Source organism: Anaerolineae bacterium, from assembly GCA_013178165.1.
In the GTDB taxonomy this organism is placed as follows: domain Bacteria; phylum Chloroflexota; class Anaerolineae; order Aggregatilineales; family Ch27; genus Ch27.
In genome coordinates this window covers 162,682-184,211 of sequence record JABLXG010000006.1, presented here as the reverse complement: position 1 = coordinate 184,211, position 21,530 = coordinate 162,682, and the positions used below count along the sequence as shown (strand labels likewise).

At 61.0% G+C, this 21,530-nt stretch carries 16 protein-coding genes and 1 tRNA gene; 6 read left to right on the top strand and 11 right to left on the bottom strand.

Annotated features, from left to right (window positions below):
* Nucleotides 1-3 precede the first annotated feature (3 nt).
* Both HPY64_07085 and HPY64_07080 read left to right on the top strand, forming a co-directional pair.
* On the top strand, nucleotides 4-1,092 hold the full coding sequence (locus HPY64_07085) for an ABC transporter ATP-binding protein (protein NPV66892.1): 1,089 nt from the start codon (nucleotides 4-6) through the stop codon (nucleotides 1,090-1,092).
* Nucleotides 1,089-2,486, top strand: coding sequence for a PHP domain-containing protein (locus tag HPY64_07080; GenBank protein ID NPV66891.1), 1,398 nt, complete (start codon nucleotides 1,089-1,091; stop codon nucleotides 2,484-2,486). Before HPY64_07085 ends, HPY64_07080 begins: the two co-directional genes overlap by 4 nt.
* 9 nt (nucleotides 2,487-2,495) lie before the next feature.
* On the opposite strand, the gene HPY64_07075 is transcribed toward HPY64_07080, so the two are convergent.
* The 10 genes from HPY64_07075 to gndA all read right to left on the bottom strand — a co-directional run bounded on the left by HPY64_07075 (nucleotide 2,496) and on the right by gndA (nucleotide 15,370).
* Complete coding sequence (locus HPY64_07075) at nucleotides 2,496-3,449, bottom strand: hypothetical protein (GenBank protein ID NPV66890.1); 954 nt, start codon at nucleotides 3,447-3,449, stop codon at nucleotides 2,496-2,498.
* A gap of 104 nt (nucleotides 3,450-3,553) precedes the next feature.
* Nucleotides 3,554-3,628, bottom strand: a tRNA-Pro gene (locus HPY64_07070).
* Nucleotides 3,629-3,699: 71 nt separating this feature from the next.
* Nucleotides 3,700-4,986 (bottom strand): hypothetical protein, encoded by a 1,287-nt coding sequence (locus tag HPY64_07065; protein ID NPV66889.1) that lies wholly within the window; start codon nucleotides 4,984-4,986, stop codon nucleotides 3,700-3,702.
* Between the two features lie 53 nt (nucleotides 4,987-5,039).
* The gene (locus HPY64_07060) at nucleotides 5,040-6,110 is read right to left on the bottom strand and encodes a carbohydrate ABC transporter permease (GenBank protein ID NPV66888.1); all 1,071 of its coding nucleotides are present in this window, start codon (nucleotides 6,108-6,110) and stop codon (nucleotides 5,040-5,042) included.
* Nucleotides 6,111-6,114: 4 nt separating this feature from the next.
* The gene (locus tag HPY64_07055) at nucleotides 6,115-7,065 is read right to left on the bottom strand and encodes a sugar ABC transporter permease (GenBank protein NPV66887.1); all 951 of its coding nucleotides are present in this window, start codon (nucleotides 7,063-7,065) and stop codon (nucleotides 6,115-6,117) included.
* Between the two features lie 166 nt (nucleotides 7,066-7,231).
* On the bottom strand, nucleotides 7,232-8,551 hold the full coding sequence (locus tag HPY64_07050; GenBank protein NPV66886.1) for an extracellular solute-binding protein: 1,320 nt from the start codon (nucleotides 8,549-8,551) through the stop codon (nucleotides 7,232-7,234).
* Between the two features lie 691 nt (nucleotides 8,552-9,242).
* The gene (locus tag HPY64_07045; GenBank protein ID NPV66885.1) at nucleotides 9,243-11,057 is read right to left on the bottom strand and encodes an ABC transporter ATP-binding protein; all 1,815 of its coding nucleotides are present in this window, start codon (nucleotides 11,055-11,057) and stop codon (nucleotides 9,243-9,245) included.
* A gap of 5 nt (nucleotides 11,058-11,062) precedes the next feature.
* Nucleotides 11,063-12,874, bottom strand: coding sequence for an ABC transporter ATP-binding protein (locus tag HPY64_07040; protein ID NPV66884.1), 1,812 nt, complete (start codon nucleotides 12,872-12,874; stop codon nucleotides 11,063-11,065).
* A gap of 155 nt (nucleotides 12,875-13,029) precedes the next feature.
* Nucleotides 13,030-13,923 (bottom strand): HAD family hydrolase, encoded by an 894-nt coding sequence (locus HPY64_07035; protein ID NPV66883.1) that lies wholly within the window; start codon nucleotides 13,921-13,923, stop codon nucleotides 13,030-13,032.
* Nucleotides 13,924-13,966: 43 nt separating this feature from the next.
* On the bottom strand, nucleotides 13,967-15,370 hold the full coding sequence (gndA, locus tag HPY64_07030; GenBank protein ID NPV66882.1) for an NADP-dependent phosphogluconate dehydrogenase: 1,404 nt from the start codon (nucleotides 15,368-15,370) through the stop codon (nucleotides 13,967-13,969).
* A 340-nt stretch (nucleotides 15,371-15,710) separates the two neighbouring features.
* Here gndA and HPY64_07025 point away from each other — a divergent pair, with 340 nt between their 5' ends.
* The 4 genes from HPY64_07025 (at nucleotide 15,711) to pstB (ending at nucleotide 20,263) form a co-directional block, all read left to right on the top strand.
* Nucleotides 15,711-16,673, top strand: coding sequence for a PstS family phosphate ABC transporter substrate-binding protein (locus HPY64_07025; GenBank protein NPV66881.1), 963 nt, complete (start codon nucleotides 15,711-15,713; stop codon nucleotides 16,671-16,673).
* 452 nt (nucleotides 16,674-17,125) lie between these two features.
* Nucleotides 17,126-17,995 carry a phosphate ABC transporter permease subunit PstC gene (pstC, locus tag HPY64_07020; protein ID NPV66880.1) on the top strand — a complete coding sequence of 290 codons (870 nt, stop codon included), beginning with the start codon at nucleotides 17,126-17,128 and terminating at the stop codon, nucleotides 17,993-17,995.
* A gap of 337 nt (nucleotides 17,996-18,332) precedes the next feature.
* Nucleotides 18,333-19,430, top strand: coding sequence for a phosphate ABC transporter permease PstA (gene pstA, locus HPY64_07015; GenBank protein NPV66879.1), 1,098 nt, complete (start codon nucleotides 18,333-18,335; stop codon nucleotides 19,428-19,430).
* 41 nt (nucleotides 19,431-19,471) lie between these two features.
* Nucleotides 19,472-20,263 (top strand): phosphate ABC transporter ATP-binding protein, encoded by a 792-nt coding sequence (pstB, locus tag HPY64_07010; protein ID NPV66878.1) that lies wholly within the window; start codon nucleotides 19,472-19,474, stop codon nucleotides 20,261-20,263.
* Between the two features lie 57 nt (nucleotides 20,264-20,320).
* Here the strand turns inward: pstB and dinB are convergent, their stop codons facing one another.
* Nucleotides 20,321-21,523 carry a DNA polymerase IV gene (dinB, locus tag HPY64_07005; GenBank protein NPV66877.1) on the bottom strand — a complete coding sequence of 401 codons (1,203 nt, stop codon included), beginning with the start codon at nucleotides 21,521-21,523 and terminating at the stop codon, nucleotides 20,321-20,323.
* Nucleotides 21,524-21,530 lie beyond the last annotated feature (7 nt).

Here is a 21,530-nt window from a genome sequence, read left to right as displayed (position 1 = left end):
GCAATGGCTCAGATCACGCTTGAGAACGTAACCAAGACCTTTGGCGCGGTGACAGCGGTTGACCGTGTCAGCCTGACCATCGCAGAGGGCGAGCTGGTCGCGCTGCTGGGACCGTCCGGCTGTGGTAAGACAACCACCCTGCGCCTGATCGCCGGGCTGGAAATCCCCGACAGCGGGCGCATTTTCATCGGCGATCGGGAAGTTACCCGCCTGCCGCCACGGGAACGTGACGTGGCGATGGTCTTTCAGGACTATGCGCTCTATCCTCACATGAATCTGATGGACAACATCGGCTATCCGCTGAAGGTGCGCGGTGTGCCCCGGGAGGAACTGCGCCAGCGCGTTCAGGAGGTGGCCAGGCGATTGCAGATCGGTGATTTGCTTGACCGTCGGCCCAGCCAGATCTCCGGCGGGCAGCAGCAACGCGCCTCGGTGGCGCGGGCGGTTGTGCATGAGGCGCAGGCGTTCCTGTTCGATGAGCCGCTGAGCAACCTGGATGCCAAGTTGCGGCTGGAGGCGCGCGCCTTCCTCAAGCATTTGCAGCATACAGAAGGCGTCACCGCGGCCTATGTGACCCATGATCAGGCGGAAGCCATGGCCCTGGCCGATCGGATCGTGGTGATGAACCGTGGCAAGATCATGCAGATCGGTACCCCGCTGGACGTCTACCGCAATCCGCAGAACACGTTTGTGGCGGCGTTCATCGGTAACCCACCGATGAATCTGCTGCCCTGCCACCTGGATATAGCGCAGGGTGTGCTGGTGGTGGACTCCAATCAGGCCCCGCTGGACCTGGGGCTGCTGCGGGAACGTATCCGCGTGGCGCTGAAGGATGGCGATAGCCTGACGCTGGGCGTGCGCCCGGAAAATATCACGCTCGGTGCAGAGCCGGGGCCGGCGGCTATTCCGGGGAAGATCTATGTCACTCAGCCGCTGGGCGGTGAGACGCTGGTCAACGTCGAGGTGGGCGATCAGCTGGTTTCCGTGCGTATTTTCACCGAGGAATTGCCGCCGCTGCCAGAGCAGGTTTGGCTGACGCTTGACCTGGCGCGTACGTTCCTCTACGGGCCGGATGGCGAGCGAATCGTATGAGCGCCAACGTTGTTGTGGAAAAGGTGCTGGAGGGGTATTTCGCGCCTGAGCAGGCGGGCGGTTACCATCATGTGCCCTTTGAGATGCCAGAAGGTGTCTGCCGGCTGGAGGTAGCCTATAGCTACGACCATGCGATCGATTCGGATCCGCATCTTGTTGGCGGCAACACGGTCGATATCGGTCTATTCGATTCCAGAGGCGTCGCCTATCCGGGGCAGGGGTTTCGTGGATGGACAGGCAGCGCACGTAGCGAACTGTTCATTACGCCAGCGGAAGCCACGCCCGGCTATCTACCCGGCCCGCTGTGGCCGGGCATCTGGCACATCTTGCTGGGCTTCTACAAGAGCGCGCCGCAGGGTTGCCATTACCGGGTGACGCTGCGCTTTTACTTTGGTATGGCAGACGAAGCTCAGCCGGTATCTCCCCCACTGTTGACGCTGGACACAGCCGGGACGCGCCTGCGGCAGCGTCTCGATGGCTGGTACCGGGGCGAGTTGCACTGTCACACCCTCCATAGCGATGGCGATTCCCCGCCGGAAGCGCTGATCGCGCAGGCGCAGGGTCTGGGCCTGGATTTCCTGGCCATCACTGATCACAACGCGATCAGTCACCTGGTGGCGCTGGCGAAGCTTGGCCCGCAAGACATCACCATCATCCCTGGTTGCGAGGTGACGACGTACAAAGGCCACTGGAACGTCTGGGGGGTGGACGAGTGGATTGATTTCCGCACACTGACTCCAGAACTGATGCGTGCTTCCATCCAGCGCGCCAACGATCTGGGTTTCCTGACCAGCTGCAACCATCCGCGCCCCTACGGCCCGCCGTGGGAATTCACTGAGGTGCTCAACCAGCACTGTATCGAGGTCTGGAACGGGCCATGGGAAATCTTCAACCATACAGCTCTGGAACTATGGGATGCTCAGTTGCGGGCCGGGCGGCGGATGGTGGCGGTGGGCGGCAGCGACGCGCACAACCTGCAGAGCAACGCTGTGGCCCGAATTGGCACGCCGACGACCTGGATCTATACCCCTGAGGTCCCAACTGCCAGGGCGTTGCTGGAGGGGTTGCGAGCCGGGCACGCTTTCCTCAGTGGTAGCCCGGCTGGCCCGCAGCTTTACCTGCGAGCTGGCAGGACGCTGATGGGCGACACGATGGGGCGTCCTGACAGCGCGCTGCTGGCAGTACAGGTACGGGTGGTGGGCGGCAATGGGCTGATGCTGGAGCTGTGCACCGCGGATGGCTGCGTGGTGCGTCAGGCTGTCACAGCCGACGATCAGGCTTTTGCGCTGGAAGTGCCGGTGGCTGGAACGCCATATGTGCGCGCCCAGCTTGTGGAGCCGGAGAAACAGCCGCTGACCGTGCACGCCCTGACCAACCCGATTTACCTGGAGTAGATGGCCTGTTTAGGCATAGTTGCCTTCCTGCCGCCAGATATCCAAGATCAGCTCGTAACGCCGCAACGGCATGCCGGTGTAGATGCAGTTACTGGTGGAGAAAATGTAGCCACCGCCCGGCATGCCGTGGCGCAGGGCGTAGCGGGCCGATTCGATCACCTCGTCGTCGGTGCCAGTGTCCATCAAACCGCAGTTGACGTTGCCGATCAGGCAGACGCGATCCCCGTAGCGCCGCTTGACCTCGGCGATATCCACACCACCCTGCGGATCAAGCGAATGCAGAGCATGCGGCCCGGCATCGACGAGCTGGTCGATGATCGGCATGATGTTGCCGTCGGTGTGCTTGATGGTGTAGAAGCCCAGTTCGCGGTAACCCTGGATCAGTTGCTTGAGGTAGGGGGCAATGAACTCAGCGAAGAGCGCCGGACTGAGGAATGGGCCGGTGTTGAAGCAGTAGTCGGCGCACAGGGCAAAGCCATCAAGCCCGCCGTGCTGACGCAGCCGGATGGCCTGTTCCAGCGCTTGGTCAACCCGCGCCTGCGCTTCAGCCTTGACAGCCTGCGGCTCATCAGCTAACCGGTAGCAGAAAGTAGCGATGTGATCGCCGTCCGGAATACTGAAAGTGGCGTCTCCGTGGCGCAGGAGGAAGTAGCGATCGCCGGTACGCTCGCGGATCAGGTCCACCATACGCATGGTCTCCTCGGTAGTGTCGGGGTTGGGATGGAGGAAGATCGCGCTGTGTTCATAACGTTCGGCGGTAGCGATGTACAGGCGGGCCATGTCGCGGCGGTGCAGCTCGCGCTCGGATTCCTGCATCTGGAACCACTGGGCATAGTTGCGGTGGCTGGGGTGTACGCCGCCGAAGGCTTCCATGGTCAGGAAGAAAACCAACTCAAAGTGCGGGACACATCCGGTCAGTGGGCGGCGCTCCAACGCGGCAATGAAGCGTTCACGCGGCTGCATGAAGGGTATCCTCCCTTTGCAAAGCGGGGAAAATAGCCGTTCAAAACGCAATGAGACACCGGCTGCAGGAAGCTCTCCCTGTTGCCGGTGTCCCATTTACGGTGTCGGGGTGCCCGGATTTGAACCGGGGACCTCTTGCACCCCATGCAAGCACGCTAGCCAAACTGCGCCACACCCCGAACTGATGGTGATTATAGCCCTGGCAGCGGGTGGGGTCAAGGGCGATCTGGAAGCGCGATCTGCTGTGCGATCATGGCGCCGGGATTACCAACAGGGTCGCCGACCAGCCTGGCAGGGTGATCGGCCCGCCATCAACAACAGGGACGCTTTCCACCTGCTCAGCGGCGTGTTCGGTGTCCAGACGCCAGGCCTCAGCAGGGCCGCCGGGCGTGAAACCGCTCAGGTGCAGCGTTTCCGTCCGGTCTTCTTCCCCCAGGTTGATGATCATCAGCGTGAGCGCTCCATCCTCCCGCAGTGCTGCGTAGACGGTCAGACGGGCATCCGGTGAAGTGGCTTCAACCAGTTCGCTGCCGAAGCGCTGGTAAAGCTGGTAGACGTAGTAGGACGGACGTATGACGTCGATCTGGCCGAACAGCCCCCACCCACCATAAGCGCTGGGACTCTGCAGGGCAAACTGGGCGACAATCTTCACCTGCTGGCGGGCCAGCCGGCCCAGCACATCTGCCAGCCACAGCGCATTATGGAACGAATCCGGGGAAGCCGGGTTGCCAAAGGCCGGACTCCAGTGCGAATTGACCTCGGTCACGGCAATGGGCAAGTCCTGACCGAGAACCTCCCGGATCAGCGCCCGCAGGTTAGGGATGATGACGTCCCATTCCGGCGGGTTTGCCAGCAGTTCCTCGATGGTCGTGGCGCGGTTCATCTGGCGGGGGAAAGGGTAGCGGTGGATCGAGATGATGTCTACCAGATCGCCGTTAGCCCGCAGGAATTCAGTCATCCAATCCCTGCCGGCGCGATCTTTGGGCGTCTGGATGAAGATGGGCGGGTACTGACTTAGTTCTGGCCCCATCAGTAGAATATCCGGATCGACGGCCAGCATAGCCTCAGCGATGGCCCGCCAGTCGCGGTTGAACTGCCCGGTATCGTAATCGTCGTAGAGATTGGGTTCGTTGCCGATCGCCCAGTAGCGCACACCGTAGCCTTTTTCGATGTTGGCGTAACGCACCAGTTCGGCTGCTTTCTCCGGTGTGCCGCCCCGCAGCCGGACATGAATGCTCGGCTCTGCGTTCATGAGATCGCAGAGGTTCATGAAGAAGTCCAGCTGCCATTCAGTGATGTCGTACCGGTCACCCCAGTTGCCACCAGGAAAGCGCAGAAACGTGATTCCGGCGGCCTGTGCAGCAGGCAGCAGGTCTAGCGGCACAATCCCCCACGGCCCGAAGTTTGACCCGTAGACGTAAGGGCTGATCACGCCCAGGCTGTGGCTGGCATCAACGGTCAGACCACCCTTCTGGGCCGAAGCTGGTGGCAGACCAACCAGCGTCAGCATCGCCAGGAGCAGAATCAGCTGTTTCATCGCCTGTCCCTTAAGCCCCGGCATCGTTGCGCCGGTAAAGCCACACCGCTTGCTTACTTCTCAACGCCGGTGATCACCACACCGCGCATGAAGAAACGCTGGGCCAGGAAGAAGATGATCAGCGGCAGTACCATCGCCATCAGCGAGGTGGCCTGTACCAGCTCCGGGCGCGGGCCGTACTGGAAGTTAAAGACCTGCACGCCAATCGAGACCGGCTGCAGTTCCGGCTTGCTGAGCAGATAGATCAGCGGCATGAAAAAGTCGTTCCAGGCGAAGACGAAGTGGAAGATGGCGACAGCAACGATGGCCGGCCACGACTGCGGGATGATCACCTCGGTCAGGATGCGGAAGGGGCCGGCCCCGTCGATCATCGCTGCTTCGTCCAGTTCCTTGGGCAGCGTCAGGAAGTATTGCCGCAGCAGGAAGACGTTGTAGGCGTTGGCGAAGAAGTGCGGCACGATCAGCGGCGCCCAGGTGCCCACCCAGCCGAGATAGGAGAAGAACAGGTAGGTCGGGATCAGGGTGACCTGCTGAGGCAGGATGATTGTGCCGATCAGGATGATGAACAGGATATTCTTGCCGGGGATGGGGAAGCGAGCGAAGGCATAGGCGACGCTGATGCAGGAGAGCAACGTGCCAATCACACCGCCGATGGCGATGGCGAATGTGTTGCGGAACAGCCGCGGAAAGTCAATCTTCTGCCAGGCTTCGGAGAAGTTCTCCCAGCGCGGGCTGAGCACCTCAACTTCCTTGAGTTGTCGCCAGTTGCCTTCCCACTCAATAATCCCGGCTTCGGGGTTGGTCGGGTCAACGAACTGGCTGCTGCGGCGGCCAGGCTTGACCAGGGCGAGCTGGCGCACACCCTCATCGGTGGGCACTTCGTAGAGCGGGTAATCCTTGCCCTCATAGTTGTACGTGGCAGGCATAACGGGCAGCATGGTCGAATCAGGTGTCTGGGCGAGCGCAGCCTGATCGCGCAGGGAGACGGTGACCATGTTAGGGAAGGGCAACAGGTAGACGATAAGGAGAATCAACCCGAACAGTGTCACCAGAGCAGTAAGACCGAAGCGACGCAACTGGCGGCTGAACTGCGGGGCGCTGATAACCGAGGATTGGGTGGCCATGGCATTACTCTCCACTGCTGTAGTAGACCCAGCGACGCGACGAGTACAGGACGATCAGGGTGAGGATCAACCCAATGATGAAGAGGAACCAGGCCAGTGCTGAGGCGTAGCCCATGTGGAAGAACTGGAAACCCTCCCGGTAGAGATGCAGGTTGATGAAATTCGTCTCCGGGTTGGAGCGTGTAGTGTTGGAAAGGACCCAGGGCACAACGAAGTATTGCATCAGGCCGATGACTGTCAGCACTAGGTTGTAAAGGATAACCGGGGAGATCATCGGCAGGGTGATATGGCGGAACCGCATCAGTGGCCCTGCGCCATCCACCGTGGCGGCCTCGTAGTACTCGGTGGGGACGCCCTGCATCCCGGCTAGCATGGTCAGCATGGCGTTGCCCACGCCCCACAGCCCGATGAGAACCATGGCTGGGTGGATCCAGGTGGGACTAAAGAGCCAGTCCGGCGGGTCCGCTATCCCGGCCAGGCGCAGTAGACGGTTGAGCAGGCCGGTCTGTCCGTTAAGGAAGGATTGCCAGATGAAGATGCCAGAAATGGCCGGGATGATGTAGGGCATGTAGAAGAGCGCGCGGAACACACGTTTGCCAGCAAGATATTTGGAGTTCAACAGGGAGGCCAGCCCCAATGGTACCAGGATGGCGACGGGTAGCATGATGATGGCAAAGCGGAAGGTGACGCGCAGTGAGTTGTAGGTTACCGGATCCTTGAAAAGATTCTCCCAGTTCTTAAAGCCGACCCAGTTTGGAGGCTGGCCGATCGTGAAATCGGTGAAGCTCAGATAAAGCGAGGCGGCCATGGGAAAGAGAGTGAAGACCAGGAACCCGATCAGCCACGGGGAAAGGAAAATCCAGCCCCACAGGCGCTGCTGTTGTTCCAGCGTGCGGGTCCTACGTGTTCTCTTCAGGGATGCGGATTCGCCAAGGGTGGCGACTTGTTCAGTCATGGCGTTGTTCCTTGTCCGCTAACTGCCTGTGCGCAAAGGCCAGGCGGGCTGATGGATGCAGTTAGCTCAACAATAATTATCTAGGAAAAGGGACAAGAAAACCATCGAACCTGGGCAGCCACCCCGCAGGATGGCTGCCCAACGTTTATTCAGGGGAGGCGATCTTCTACTGAACTTCGTCGACAATGGCCTGCAGGTCAGCCTCCAGCCGGTCCAGTTCTGCTTCCAGATCAATATCGGCGCCTCCGTCACTGCGGAGCAGAGTCAGGAAGTCCTGGAAGCGTGTCTGGCCTTTGTTGAAGTTGGGGTACCACTCCTCGTGATGCGGCACGGGGGCGTACTGAATGCTACGAGCCACCACGTCCCAGTTCTGAACGCTGGGATAGGTTTCGGCCTTGGCCTGAATGGCCGCATCCTGCAACTCTGGACGGGCCGGATAGCCGCCGTAGACGGTCAGCAGGTCGAGCGCTGCATCGCCCAGCAGGTAGGTCAGGACGGTGAAGGCTTCCTCAGGATGCTTGGTGTCCTTGTGGATACGGAAGGTATCCATATCGATCGGCGCGTAGATTGTGCCATTGTACGCGGGCTGGACAGCCAGGTCCCAGGCCGGGGCATCCGCCAGGCAGCAGGTGTACCACAGCATTGAACGGGCCATTGCCACGTTGCCGGAGTTGAAGGCATTGCCCAGCAACAGGTCGCTGGAAATCCAGCTGTCGGATGGATGGATGTGATGGACCCAGACGGCCTCCCACAGCCAGCGGGCCGCTTCACGCCAGTTATCCCAGATGTGAACTTTGCCCTCTTCATCCACCACATAGTTTGCACCGAAGGTGTGGAAATCGGAGCGGAGGGTATCCCACTGATGGATGAAGCCGAATTGAATCGTCTTGGTCGGGTCGAACTCCGGCATGGTAGCGTCATAGCCGTTGGCGTCGACGGTCAGGATCTTGCCGATCTCGACCACGGTGTTGTAATCCCAGGGGACTTCGGTGCCATCAGGCATCACATAGGGTACACCGGCTTCGGTCGGCGGATAGTTCAGACCCGCTTCGTCAAACAGGCCCACATTGTAGTAAAGCACACCGGGGAAGACGGCGAATGGCAGCCCAAGCAGTTGCTCACCATCTAGGCTGCGATACGATTCGACCAGATTCTCCGGGAACTGGCCCAGGTCGTAGCCTGTAGCCTCGATCAGCGGAGCCAGGTCCAACCACTGCCCGGCGAACGCATTGGAGCCACTGAAGCCCACCGGTCCGACGATATCAGGTGCGTCGCCAGAAGCGATCAGCGTGCTCAGAATATCGGGTGCCGTCTGGTTACTGGCGGCAATGTTGATCACCAGTTCGATCTTGTCCTGGCTGGCGTTGAACTCCTCAACAATCCGGTTCTGGACTTCTATCTGCTGCTCATTGGTGCCGGTTCCCAGGCCGACGAACCAGGTGATCTTGACGCGCTCCTGGGCGGCGCCGGGCAGAGCGCCGAGCAACAGCGCTACCACCACCCCAACGTAAGGATCAGACTCAATTTGCGTGACATGGTATGTATCCTTTTCTAAGCTCCCTTACGACGAATATCGACGTATTGTTCGAGGAACGACATATTTCCGGCGGTGTTGGCCCTCTGAAAATCACTCGATAGTTCCCCTCCTTGTTCCAGCGGCTCTTTGGTGCGGGCGGGGCGGTGGCCCCTCTCACGCGGCGCTCTGTCAGACCTGCCGAAAAACGACGAAACGGGCGAAGACTCCGCCAGTAATCAGGGCTGGCCTGGTTCCGCCCGCGTGGCAGCCAACTGCGATAGCATGGCAATTCGGTGTGCTGCTGCAAGACTCGATGGCGATGGCGCGGGATACAGTGGTCGGTGCGCAGGAGGAGCAATCTGGGAGATGTCAGCCAATTTCATGTGCGCACCTGTCGATCCGGAAACATTCGGAAAGATGCTGCTGGTGCCCTGTCTGGGAGCGCTCCCAGCTAGTTTCAACATACAATGAAATAATACGCCTGTCAAGCAGGTGCGCGGAGAATTTCTGGAAGGCTTTGTTTTTGCCAGTTTGTCAAAAGCCCTTTGGGTAAAATGCCAGAAACAGCGGGCAATCGTCATGCCTGCGGAGCGGATTGGTGGAGCGCTCCCAGAAGGAGCTTGTGCTGGTTTGCCCGATGTGGATGGCCGGGGCTAGCAGGTCAGGCGGCCTGTGCGCCGACTTCTTCAATATACTCCAGGCTCTGGTGGCGGAAGTAGGTGTTGTATAGCTCGGCGTAGTGCCCGCCCTGGCGCAGCAGTGCCTCGTGGTTGCCTTCCTCGATGATCTTGCCCTCGCGGAGGACAATGATCCGGTCGGCATGGCGGACGGTGGAGAGACGGTGGGCAATCACGATCGCCGTGCGGTCAGCCAGGACGGTATCCAGCCCTTCCTGGATCAGGGTCTCGGTCAGCGGGTCAACGCTGGCGGTGGCCTCATCCAGGATCACGATCCGCGGGTCCTGTAACAGGACACGCGCCAGGGCGACAAGCTGCCGCTGGCCCATTGAGAGGTTGCTACCGCGTTCGCCAACCTGGGTATCTAGCCCTTCCGGCAGGGAGGCCAGCCAGTCGCCGCTGCCTACCAGCCGGGCTATCAACTCCACTTCGGTGTCGGTGGCGTCAGGCCGGCCATAGCGGATGTTCTCCCGTACAGTGCCATCGAACAAAAACGGCGTCTGGGTGACGATCCCTAGGAAGGAACGGTAGTTCTGCAGGTCAAGCATGCGGATGTCGTGGCCATCGATCAGCAGGCGACCACCCTGAAACTCGTAGAAGCGGGCGATCAGCTTGCCGATGCTGGACTTGCCGGAGCCGGTGTGGCCGACTAGCGCCAGCGTCTCGCCAGCGTGGATGGTCAGGGAGAAGTCGGTGAGTACCGGCTCGTCCTCGTTGTAGTGGAAGTCCACGTGTTCGAAACGAATCTCGCCTCGGACGCTCTCCAGCGTTCTGTTGTCGATCTGGCGAACCCGTGGTTCGGCGTCGATCAGGGCAAAGACACGCTCGCCAGCGGCCAGCCCTAGCTGGAACTGGCTCCAGAAGGAGGCAATACTGGTCAGCGGGAACCAGAACAGGGCCAGGCCCTGAATGAACAGATACCATTCCCCCGCCGTGATCTGCCCGGCTTGGGCGGTCAGACCACCGAAGTAAACCAGCGCGGCGGTGCCGATGCCGGACAGGATGTTCAGGATCGGGAAGATGCTGCTAAACGTGTAACCGGTGCGCAGGTTGATCCGGTAGGATTGCCGGTTGACCTCCAGGAACTCCTCGTAGATGTTCTGCTCCTGTCGGAAGGTCTTGGCGATGCGGATGCCGCTGACGGTCTCCTGGATATGGGCGCTAACGATGGCGTTAACGCGGCGCGATTGGGTGACGGTGTCGCGGGCAATCTTGCGGAAGGCCAGTGCCGTGGCGACGATGAATGGCGAGAGAATCAGCAGGATCATGGTCAGGCGGACGCTGACGCTGAGCAGGTAGGCCAGCAGCAGGCCGATGAGCAGGATTTGGCTCATCAAGTCCATGGTCAGCTTGACCACCTGGGAAAGCGCCTGAGTATCCGAAGTCACGCGGCTGACGATCTTGCCTGAAGGGAACTGGTCGTAGAAGGAGAGATCGCGCCTGACTACGGCGTCAAAGGCGTCTTCCCGCAGGCGGAGGGTGACGTTGCCGACCGCAATGGCGGAATACCACTGCCGCACGGCATTGAAGACCCAGCCCAGGATGCCCAGCAGGGTGATCACACCGGTGATGACCCACAGAGTCTGGTCGGACGAATCGACCTGCAGGCGATCCAGGCTGGCCGAGACGAACGCCGGCAAGCCGGTATTGACCAGCGAGGTCAGGAAGATCACCACAGCGACGATGGCCATACGCTTGGCTTCCGGGCGGAAGTATTCGATGATACGCCTGACCAGTTCACGGTCGTTGTACTGGCGGTCGTAGGCCTCGGCGTCCAGGCCGTCCATGATGAAGCCCATCGGTGTTACCTCCTTGCGGCCTGCTCCACAGTCGACTCAGGCTCGGCCAGCGGCGGCAGTGGCGCGTCGTAGCGGGAGAAGATGCGGCGGTACATGGGCGAGGTGCGCAGCAAATCTTCGTGGGTGCCGCTGGCGATCAGCCGTCCGCCGTCCAGCACCAGAATATGATCCGCCCAGCGAATCTGAGACAGGCGGTGGGTGATCAGCAGAGTCGTGCGGCCCTCCTGAGCGCGGCGCAGAGCCTTCTGGATCTCGTCTTCGGTGGCGCTGTCGATAGCGCTGGTTGAATCGTCCAGGATCAGGATGCGCGGGTTGCTGAGGAATGCACGGGCCAGGGCGATGCGCTGACGCTGCCCGCCGGATAGCGTGACGCCCCGTTCGCCGACTTCAGTCTGATAGCCATCCTTGAAGCTCATAATAAAGGCGTGGGCCTGGGCCTCCCGCGCAGCGCGCTCGATCTCAGCCTGAGGTGTCCCCGGCGCACCGAAGGCGATGTTTTCCGCCAGGGTGCGGGAGAACAGGAACACATCCTGCTCGATCTTGGCGATCTGGGAACGCAGGCTGTTGAGGTTCCAGTCACGAACGTCCACGCCGTCGATCAGGATACGGCCGCTAGTGACATCATACGTGCGGTTGATCAGCTCAGTGAGGGTACTCTTGCCCGATCCAGTCTGGCCGACAATGGCGACAGTTTCGCCAGGACGCACGTGGAAGCTGATGTCCTGCAGGATGCAGCCGTTGTCGTGGCAGAAGGTGACATGCTCAAAAAGGATATCGCCTTCAATCGGGGCGCTGTGGCCATTGAGGTTTTCGTCCAGGTCAGCCTTGGCGGTGATCACGTTCAGCAGACGCTCCGCGCTGGCGATGCCCAGTTGTACCAGCGAGAAAGAGAAGATCGAGATGAATACCGGGAAGCGCATGACTCCTACCAGCGCCGTGACGGTGACGATCTGCGGGATGGTCAGCAGACCCTGGCGGTAAAGCAGCATGGAATGGAGAAAGGTCAAGCCAACGACGAAGCCGTAGATCAGCATGGGCAGGTACTGCGCTTCGACACGTCCCTGTTCGACAAAATAGTCGCGGTATAGCCGCGCGTTGCGGTGGAATTTGTGACGTTCAAAGGCTTCCTGCACGCTGGCCTTGACCGTTTCAATGCCGGAGATGGTTTCCTCCAGGCCGGCGTTCATTGCCCCGAAGGCTTCCCGCTGGTCGCGCAGCACTGGATTGAGGCGGCCCATGTAAGCCCGCACCGTGATGACGTAGATCACGACGAAAACAATAGGGATGAGGAGCAAGTCCAGGCGGATAGCAGCCAGGTAGAGCATCGGCACGGCCAGGCCGAGCACTGTCTCAAAGATGAACATCACGCCGGGGTTCATCATCCCGTTGAGCTGCTTGACGTCGTCAGTGGCGCGGGCCATGATGTCGCCGACGCGCTGGCGATCGTGAAAGGTCTGGCTCTTGCCCAGCAGGCTGATGTACAGCTCTTCGCGGGCGTCGCGTTCCAGGCGCTGGGCGATGGTCTCGATGGACAGGCTGCCGCTGAGTCCGCAGAGGCTATCCAGCAGCAACACGCCCAGGGTGGCCAGCCCCAGCTTGAGGAAGGTATCGCCGCCAGTCGGGTTGAGGACTTCGTCTACAGCAGCGCCAATCAGCGTGCGGGAGAAGGTGTAGGAGAACCACGCTGTCATGTAGAGCAGGGTGGTGGCGAGGAAGAAGAACTTGTAGCGCCAGATGTGCGAGAGTAACCAGCGACGCGGGCCGGAATGATTATAGCGGTAGGCATTCCCTACCGTGAATTCCCCGGTCTGGGCCATGCGTTCCCCCTCTGCTGCGACAAACCAGATGTCACATTATATACGAACAAAAGTTCTAAAGCAAGTCCTGCTTTGCGGCTTGTTATGACTCCCCCTCAGAGCCGCCCCAACTTTAGCAGGTTTGTCCGGATTTGGACATGGTGAAGATCAGCGGGTCAGCGGTTCCAGGGTGGTGTATCCGGCAGGCGATGCTCGAATTCCGCGATCAGGCTGGCGGCGTAATCGCCTGCGTACGTTCCGTTGAAGAAACGTGGTAGTGCCTCGCCGGTCAAACGTTCCCAGGAACGTTCTTCTTCGCCGGGTGTGATCGGGTAGAACAATGCACCGACTGCTTCCGCCGCCTGACGATCGCCAGGCGCGTCACCGATCATCAGTATGTGGTCGGCGGGGTACTTGCCGGCAGCGGCCAGTTGCAGGATCTGCCCTTTGGTACCGATCTCCTGGCCGCAGATAAAGCGCACAAACTGAGCCAGATTGTGTTCCTGCCATTCGCGTTCCAGGGCGGGCGTAGGAGTGGCTGAGGCTACGATCAGATCGGCGCAACTATGGAGCGCTGCGAGGCAATCGCGGGCAGCGATGAAGGGTGGCACGCCTTTGACCATTGCCGCTACCGTGTCATCTACACTGGTGGTCCAGGCCAGGGCTGTCTCCAGTTCTCCGTTGCTGGGGTACTCCCGTGCGAAAGCACGCAGGCCAGCGTTGCTGAGGGGATGGCGCGACTGCTGGATGAAGATTCGTAACATGTCGACCGTTGGGATATGCGCGTTGCGGCGCTGGACTTCCGGGCGCTCTCGCAGCAGGTCAAGTACCATTACCAGCGCAGGCCAGCGGTTGATCCCGCGCCAGCGCGAATACAGGTTGACGAATTCGGCGGTTTCCCGTGCATACCGGGCGACTGGCTGCAGGCCCCAGTGCCGGATGGTGTTGGGGATGAAGCACTCCCGGTGCTTGATCTCCATCGTGTCGAACACACAGCCGTCTGAATCGATGCCGATCAGAAACCGATGTTCCGGTTGCCAGTCGCGCAGTTGCCTGGTCTGCCCATTCATAGCAGCCTGTCCATCCGTGATTGGCCCCACAGCAATGATCGAATCAGGCTTCCCAGTCGGTGTGGAAAACGCCATCGCGGTCGATCCGGCGATAGGTGTGGGAGCCGAAGTAGTCGCGCTGGGCCTGAGTCAGGTTGGCGGGGAGCCGCCCGCTGCGGTAAGCGTCGATGTAGGCCAGCGAGTGCGCCAGGGCTGGAACCGGGATGCCATTGGCCACCGCAGTCTGGATTGCCGCCCGCCAGCCAGCCTGGCGCTCCAGAATGTGCGTGCGGAATGGCTCCGCCAGTAGCAGGTTGGGCAGGGTGCTATCGGCGGCGTAGACGCGGCGGATATCCTCCAGTAGGGCGGCGCGGATGATACAGCCGCCGCGCCAGATGCGAGCGATTTCGGCCAGGTTCAAGCCGTAGTCGTACTCCTGGCTGCCAGCCTGCAGCTGGGCCAGGCCCTGAGCGTAGGCGCACAGCATGGCTGCGTAGAGCGCCTGACGTACCTGTTCGATAAAGGTAGCGCGATCCAGTGGCGGTTGGGGTTGTGGACCTGGGAGCAGAGCTTCCGCGGCCAGGCGCTGGCTCTTAAGGGCGGAGATGATGCGCGAATCGACTGCGGCGTTGATGGTGTGGACGGGGACCCCCAGATCGAGGGCGTTCTGGCTGGTCCACTTGCCCGTGCCTTTCTGTTGCGCCTCGTCCAGGATCAACTCGACCAGATACTGGCCGGTTTCGGGATCGCGGCGGGCAAAGATGGTCGCGGTGATTTCGATCAGGTAGGAATTTAGCTCAGCAGCGTTCCACGCACTGAACAGCGCCTGCAGTTCCTCCGATGTAGTACTGCCCACGCGCTTGAGGAGGTCATAGGCTTCGGCGATAGCCTGCATGATCCCGTACTCGATCCCGTTGTGAATCATCTTAACGTAGTGACCTGCACCACGCGGCCCCAAATGAGCCACGCATGGCTCACCGCTGACGCGGGCGGCGATGGCCTCAAAGGCGGGGGCGATCAGGGCATAAGCCTCCGGCGTTCCGCCCGGCATAATCGACGGCCCGTGCAACGCGCCCTTTTCCCCCCCGGAAATGCCGCTGCCCATGAACAGCAGCCCCTGTGCCGCCAGTTCGGCGGAGCGGCGTTCAGTATCGCCAAAGAAGCTGTTTCCCAGGTCGATGAGCAAATCGCCTCGGTCCAGGCCTGGCCTGAGCGAGGCGATGGCCGAATCCACCGCGCTGGAAGGCACGAGCAGGATGATCCGGCGCGGACGCGCCAGCGCGTTCAGAAGCCCAGAAGTATCGGCAAAGCTGGCAATCTGGCCCTCGGAGCGATGCATGTCGAAAGCCTCGCGCCGGGCAGGATCGAGGTCGTAACCGGCCACGCTAAAGCCATGACGGGCCAAGTTGCGAGCCAGGTTGGCGCCCATAACACCCAACCCGATCATGCCAATGGCGTATTCGGTCATCTGGATCGCCTCCCCGGTGCTCAATGTTCGCATGGACCGCCACTGCCGGTTGTTATCACTCTCTGGCAGGTCTGGCGCAGGAGATTCTACACAGGTCATGGCAGTCTGTCATGCTAACGCTGCCACCGATTCATTGCCGCCAAATGTGGCGGTGGTATGGTGTTGTTATTCCAGCAGTGGGGGGCAAAAGCATAAGGTGTGTTAAATGCAGGTGAAGACACTGGTACACAGATTTAAAGTGCGCTTTGTTGACCCTTCACCTTGACAGGTTATAAGTACGCTCGGAAGTCGAACTTTGCAACTGATAACTGTTCGGTCTGCTGATAAGGATATGGATACTATGCGGATGCTTAGAACTGTCGCGATTGTTCTTATGCTGGCGCTTTTGGTTCCCCTGATGAGTGTCTTCGCCCAGGGTGGTGATGAGGTGACACTACCGGAGGTCGATCCGCTGGGGGTAGTGGGTGACATTTTGACGGCGGGGAGTTCGACGGTAGGGCCGTTGAGCGAGCGGATGGCGGAGCGTTTTCGTGACGAGGGGTACAGCGGGAACATCACGATTGACATTATTGGGAGCGGGGCCGGGATCGAGCGGTTCTGCGTGAATGTAGAGACGGACATTGCCAACTCGTCGCGGCGGATCAAGGATAGCGAGGTTGAGGCGTGCCGGGCGAACGGGCGGGAGCCGTTGGAGTTCCGGGTGGGGACGGATGCGCTGGCGGTGGTGGTGAGTGCGACGAATGACTTTGTGGATGATGTGACGCTGGCGGAGCTGGCGCAGATTTTCGGGACAGCGGAGAAGTGGTCGGATGTGCGTGCGGAGTGGCCGGCGGAGCCCATACTGCGGTTCATTCCGGGGACAGATAGTGGGACGTTCGACTACTTTGTGGAAGTGGTGTTTGAGAAGGATGAGGGGCCGATTTTGTCGGCGAGCAACGTGCAGTTGAGTGAGGATGACAACGTGCTGGTGCAGGGGGTGCTGGGCAGTCCGTATGCGGTAGGGTTCTTCGGGTATGCGTACTACCAGGAGAATGCTGACGTGCTGCGGGTGCTGAGCATTGAAGGGGTCGAAGCGACGGCGGAGACGGTGGACAACTTCACGTATCCGCTGGCGCGGCCACTGTTCCTGTACAGCACGGCGGAGATCATGCAGGAGAAACCCCAGGTGGCGGCGTTCATCGCCTACTACCTGACCCATGTGGACGAAGAGATTCGGGATGTGGGGTACTTCCCGGCCAACGCGGAGGCGCTCAACGCCGCCAGGCAAACCTGGCTTGAGGCGATGGGGCTGGCTGTGCCGTAGTAGCAACGGATTGCTGTAAAGGTTGACGGGGGAAGGGACGTACAGCGTCCCTTCCCGTGTGGTGTGTCTTTATGCGCTGGATTAGCTAGCTGCAAACTCTCGAGGGTAGCTCGATGCAAAAGCAGGCAACGCTGCAAAAGCGTGAGATCATCGCAACCGCATTGAACCGGCAGGCAGCGCGTGAACGCTCAGCCCTGCATCAGCGGACGCGCCTGTGGGAACGGGTGATCAGGCATCTGTTGCTGCTGTGCGGCGTCATCTCCATCTTCACCACGATCGGGATTGTGGTGGTGCTGGGCAGCGAGGCGCTGCTGTTCTTCACCCCACCGACCTGGATCGATTCGTTCAAGACGTTGCGAGAGCCGATCACGGCGACCGCGACAGAGCTGGCTATCTCCGGCGCGGGGACGCCGTTTGAAGCAGGCGAGATCATCCGCGTGGTGAACGAGGAGATGCGTGTTGTCGCCGTTGATGCCACTGCGGGGACAATCACTGTGGAGCGGGCGATCAATGGTACGCTTGCGGCGCCGCTGACAGCGGGAGTGGACATTCTCCGGGCTGATAGTGTCACACTGGGCGAATTCCTGACCTCCACGCAGTGGATGCCTCAACTGGGTAGCTTCGGCGTCCTGCCACTGCTGAACGCTACATTGATGATCAGCGCAGTGGCCATGCTGGTGGCCATCCCGCTTGGTCTCAGCGCAGCGATCTACCTGTCAGAATATGCCAGTCCGCGGGCGCGGGCGGTGCTCAAGCCGATTCTGGAACTGCTGGCTGGCATCCCGACAGTGGTCTTTGGCTACTTTGCCCTGACTTTTGTGACGCCACTCTTGCGCAGTCTGTTTGGCGTGGAGGTTGTGGAGATCTACAACACCGCTTCAGCCGGGATTGTGGTCGGGATCATGATCATCCCGACGGTAGCTTCGATCAGCGAAGACGCTCTGCGGGCAGTGCCCCAGTCGTTGCGGGATGCATCGTACGGTTTGGGGGCCACCCGCCTGGAGACAGTGACGCGGGTGGTGGTACCGGCGGCGCTGTCAGGGATTGTGGCTTCCTTCATTCTGGGTGTTTCCCGCGCCATCGGCGAGACCATGATCGTCTCCATCGCTGCCGGGGCAGGGCCGAAGTTCACCTTCAACCTGTTTGCGGGTGCGGAGACGATGACCGGCCACATTGTGCGCATCAGCAGTGGCGACATCAGCTACAACTCGATCGATTACAACAGCCTGTTTGCCATCGGCCTGTTGCTGTTTGTGATTACACTGGCGCTGAACATCCTGAGCCGGGCGGTGACGGCGCGCTTCCGGGAGGTTTATCAGTAAGATGGGCGAACAGGTTCAGGATCGGCAGTCGTTTGTGCCGGGGGGACAGGCCTTTCTGGATGGCCTGCTCCGGCGTCACCGTCGGGCCAGGCGCTGGCAGGTCTTCTTCCTTGCGTCGCTGGTTGTGGGGTTGCTGGCATTGCTGGCGCTCTTCGCCAATGTCGCGGACGAGACCTTTGGTACCATCGCTGTCGCCAGCAAGTACTCCGAAGCGGAAGTGCTGGCAGCGCTGAGCGAGGCGAAAGGAGTCACGGTTGAGGGGCCGCTGGAGGCGCTGGGGAATGACGATCTGGCTCGGGTGCTCGCGCTGTATATCCCGCGTCGTGTGCCGGTGATCATGCGCGACGAGTTGAGCCGGGTTAAACCGGAGGACTTCACCCGCGTACCGCTGCGCGAAGCCCTGGCTGGGGCGACCCTGCCGCCCGAAACCGCCGACATGACTATTTCGCAACTGAGCCTCGAGCAACAGACGGCTATCTTGAGCGCCAATCTGACTCACGATGCCCTGTATGCCCGTGTGCTCAATGATGTGATTGGCCTGGATATCCTCAAGAGCTGGACACTCTCCCGCACTTTGTTCGATTATGCCGGGATCGAGGCGGAGTTCCAGGCGCTGGTGGCGGCACAAAACCCGCCCAACCCGCAGCTCAAGTCACACTCGTGGCTCAACACGGCTTTCATCACCGGCACGCAGTCTTCTTACCCGGAACTGGCCGGCATCCGTACGGCCATTTTGGGGACGCTGTGGATCATGGCGCTGACCATGATCATTGCCTTCCCGCTGGGTGTGGGTGCGGCGATCTACCTGGAGGAGTATGCCCACAGCGGCAACTGGTTGGAGCGGCTGATCGAGACGAACATCCGCAATCTGGCCGGGGTGCCCTCGATTATCTACGGCCTGCTGGGGCTGGCGATCTTCGTGCGGGCGCTGGCGCCCATCTCCAGCGGGGCGTTGTTTGGTATTAATGAAGCCAACGGGCGCACGATCTTTGCTGCTGCGATGACGATGGCGCTGCTGATCCTGCCGGTGATCATCATTGCCGCGCAGGAGGCGATCCGGGCTGTGCCCCAATCCATCCGCGATGCCAGCTACGGGCTGGGCGCAACTCAGTGGCAGACGATCTGGTATCAGGTGCTGCCGGCGGCGCTGCCCGGCATCCTGACCGGAACGATCCTGTCGATGTCGCGGGCAATTGGCGAGACCGCGCCGCTGATCGTCATCGGCGCGTCGGCGGTGATCTTTGTCGATCCTTCCGGGCCGTTTTCCAAATTCACTGCTCTGCCGATCCAGATCTGGCAGTGGACGGCGCGCCCGCAGGAGGAGTTCCGCAATCTGGCAGCGGCGGCGATCATCGTGCTGCTGGCGCTTTTGCTGATGCTGAATTCGGTGGCCATCATCCTGCGCCAGCGGGTCAGCAACCGGCTGCGTAGCTAGGGGAGTTCAACTGTGCATCGTAAGCTCTGGAGTAATGGTTGATGATGTCATCGAATGGCGACGGCCGCTATGCCGTCCAGATCCAGCATCTGAACGTCTTCTACGGCCCCAAGCTGGCCGTACGTGAGATCACCATGCCGATTGCCCGCAACAAGATCACGGCTTTCATCGGACCGTCCGGGTGTGGCAAGAGCACCGTCCTGCGGGCGATCAACCGGATGAACGACCTGATTCCGGAAGCGCGTGTTGAAGGGGAAGTGATTTACCGGGGGGAGAACATCTACCGCCCGGAGATCGATCCGGTGGAAATCCGGCGGCGGATCGGGATGGTGTTTCAGAAGCCGAATCCGTTCCCCAAGAGCATTTATGACAACGTGGCCTATGGGCCGCGCGTGCTGGGGATCAAGGATCGGCGGACGCTTGACCAGATTGTGGAACAAAGCCTGCGCCAGGCAGCGCTGTGGGATGAAGTCAAGGATGATCTCAAGAAGTCAGGGCTGGCGCTTTCTGGCGGGCAGCAGCAGCGCCTGTGCATCGCACGCGCCCTGGCGGTCGAACCGGATGTGATCCTGATGGATGAGCCTTGTTCCGCCCTGGACCCGATCGCCACCGAGCGCATCGAGGATCTGATGAAGGAACTGGTGGTTGACTATTCCATTGTGATCGTGACGCACAACATGCAGCAGGCCCGGCGCGTTTCCGACTACACCGCGTTTTTCACCACGGACGAGTCGCGTACGGGCGAGCTGGTGGAATTTGACCGGACGGACAAGGTCTTTTCGATGCCATCCGATCCGCGCACAGCAGACTATATCGCCGGGCGCTTTGGCTAGAGCCTGTCGTTGTCACAGGATAGTGCCATCCTGCTGAGGCTGCGCTTGTGAGCAGCCTCATTTCTTTTGACGCGGGCGGCGGATGAGATCGCTGCCGCGCTGGACAGCGTGCTCGCCAAAGCGGTCGCGGAGCGCGTCCAGGGCGGCCTGCAGGCGCTGTCTTTCCAGCGTCTCAGCTGTGTTTTCCCACAGGCTCAGTTGATGGGCAGGTGTGGTGAATCCGCTCAGACCGACTCCGATCAACCGCACCGGCCGGCCACCCGGCCAGTGGCGGTCAAGCAACTCCAGCGCGGCAGCGGCAATCTCATCGTCCTGATCGGTGGGCGCTGAGCGCGTTATCTGGCGGGTCAGCGTGGTAAAGTCACTCCAGCGGAGCTTGATCTTGACGGTTGTGCCGGCCAGCCCTTCCCGGCGAGCCTGGCGGCCCACCTCATCGCAGAGGTGGCGCAGGGTGCGGCGGAGCAACGCGCCATCGGCTACGTCGCGGTCAAACGTCGTTTCCCGGCTGATCGAACGAATTTCGTGCTCGGTCTCTACCTCGCGATCGTCAAGGCCACGGGCGTGAGCTGCCAGAGCGCGGCCATGCGCCCCGAAGCGGTGGACAAGATCGTCTTCCGGCCAGGCGGCGAGGTCGCCAATGGTGTGAATGCCCAGTTCGGTCAGGCGTGCCGCTGTCCTGGGGCCAACGCCCCACAGTTCCGTGATCGGCAGCGGAGCCAGAAAGGCGGCCTCCTGGCCGGGCGGGACCACCCGGATGGCGTTGGGCGGGCCAGCTGACCGGCGGCTGGCTTCAGCCTTACCAACGTTGTTGGCGATCTTGGCGACCAGCTTGTTGGAAGCCACTCCCAGCGATACCGGCAGCTCAAGATCGGCGTTGATCACCGCCTGCAGGCGACGGGCAATTGACTCAGGCGGTTCGGCCAACAGCGATACGTCCAGGAAAGCCTCGTCAATTGACAGCTGCTCGACCAGCGGGGTTGTGTTGCGCAGGATGGTCATGACCTGCTCGGACGCCTGATGGTACAACTGCCGGTCAGGGGGCAGGATCAGCAGGTCCGGGCATAGCCGCACTGCGCGGGCCATCGGCATGGCCGAGCGCACGCCGAAATGGCGCGCCTCATAGGAGCAGGAGGCCACAACGCCGCGTTGCTCCGGGCGCCCACCGATGACAAACGGGCGGCCACGCAGAGCGGGATCGCGGCGCGCTTCGGCGGCGCAGAAGAAAGCATCCAGATCGAGGTGCAGGATTTTGCGCGGCATACGCTTC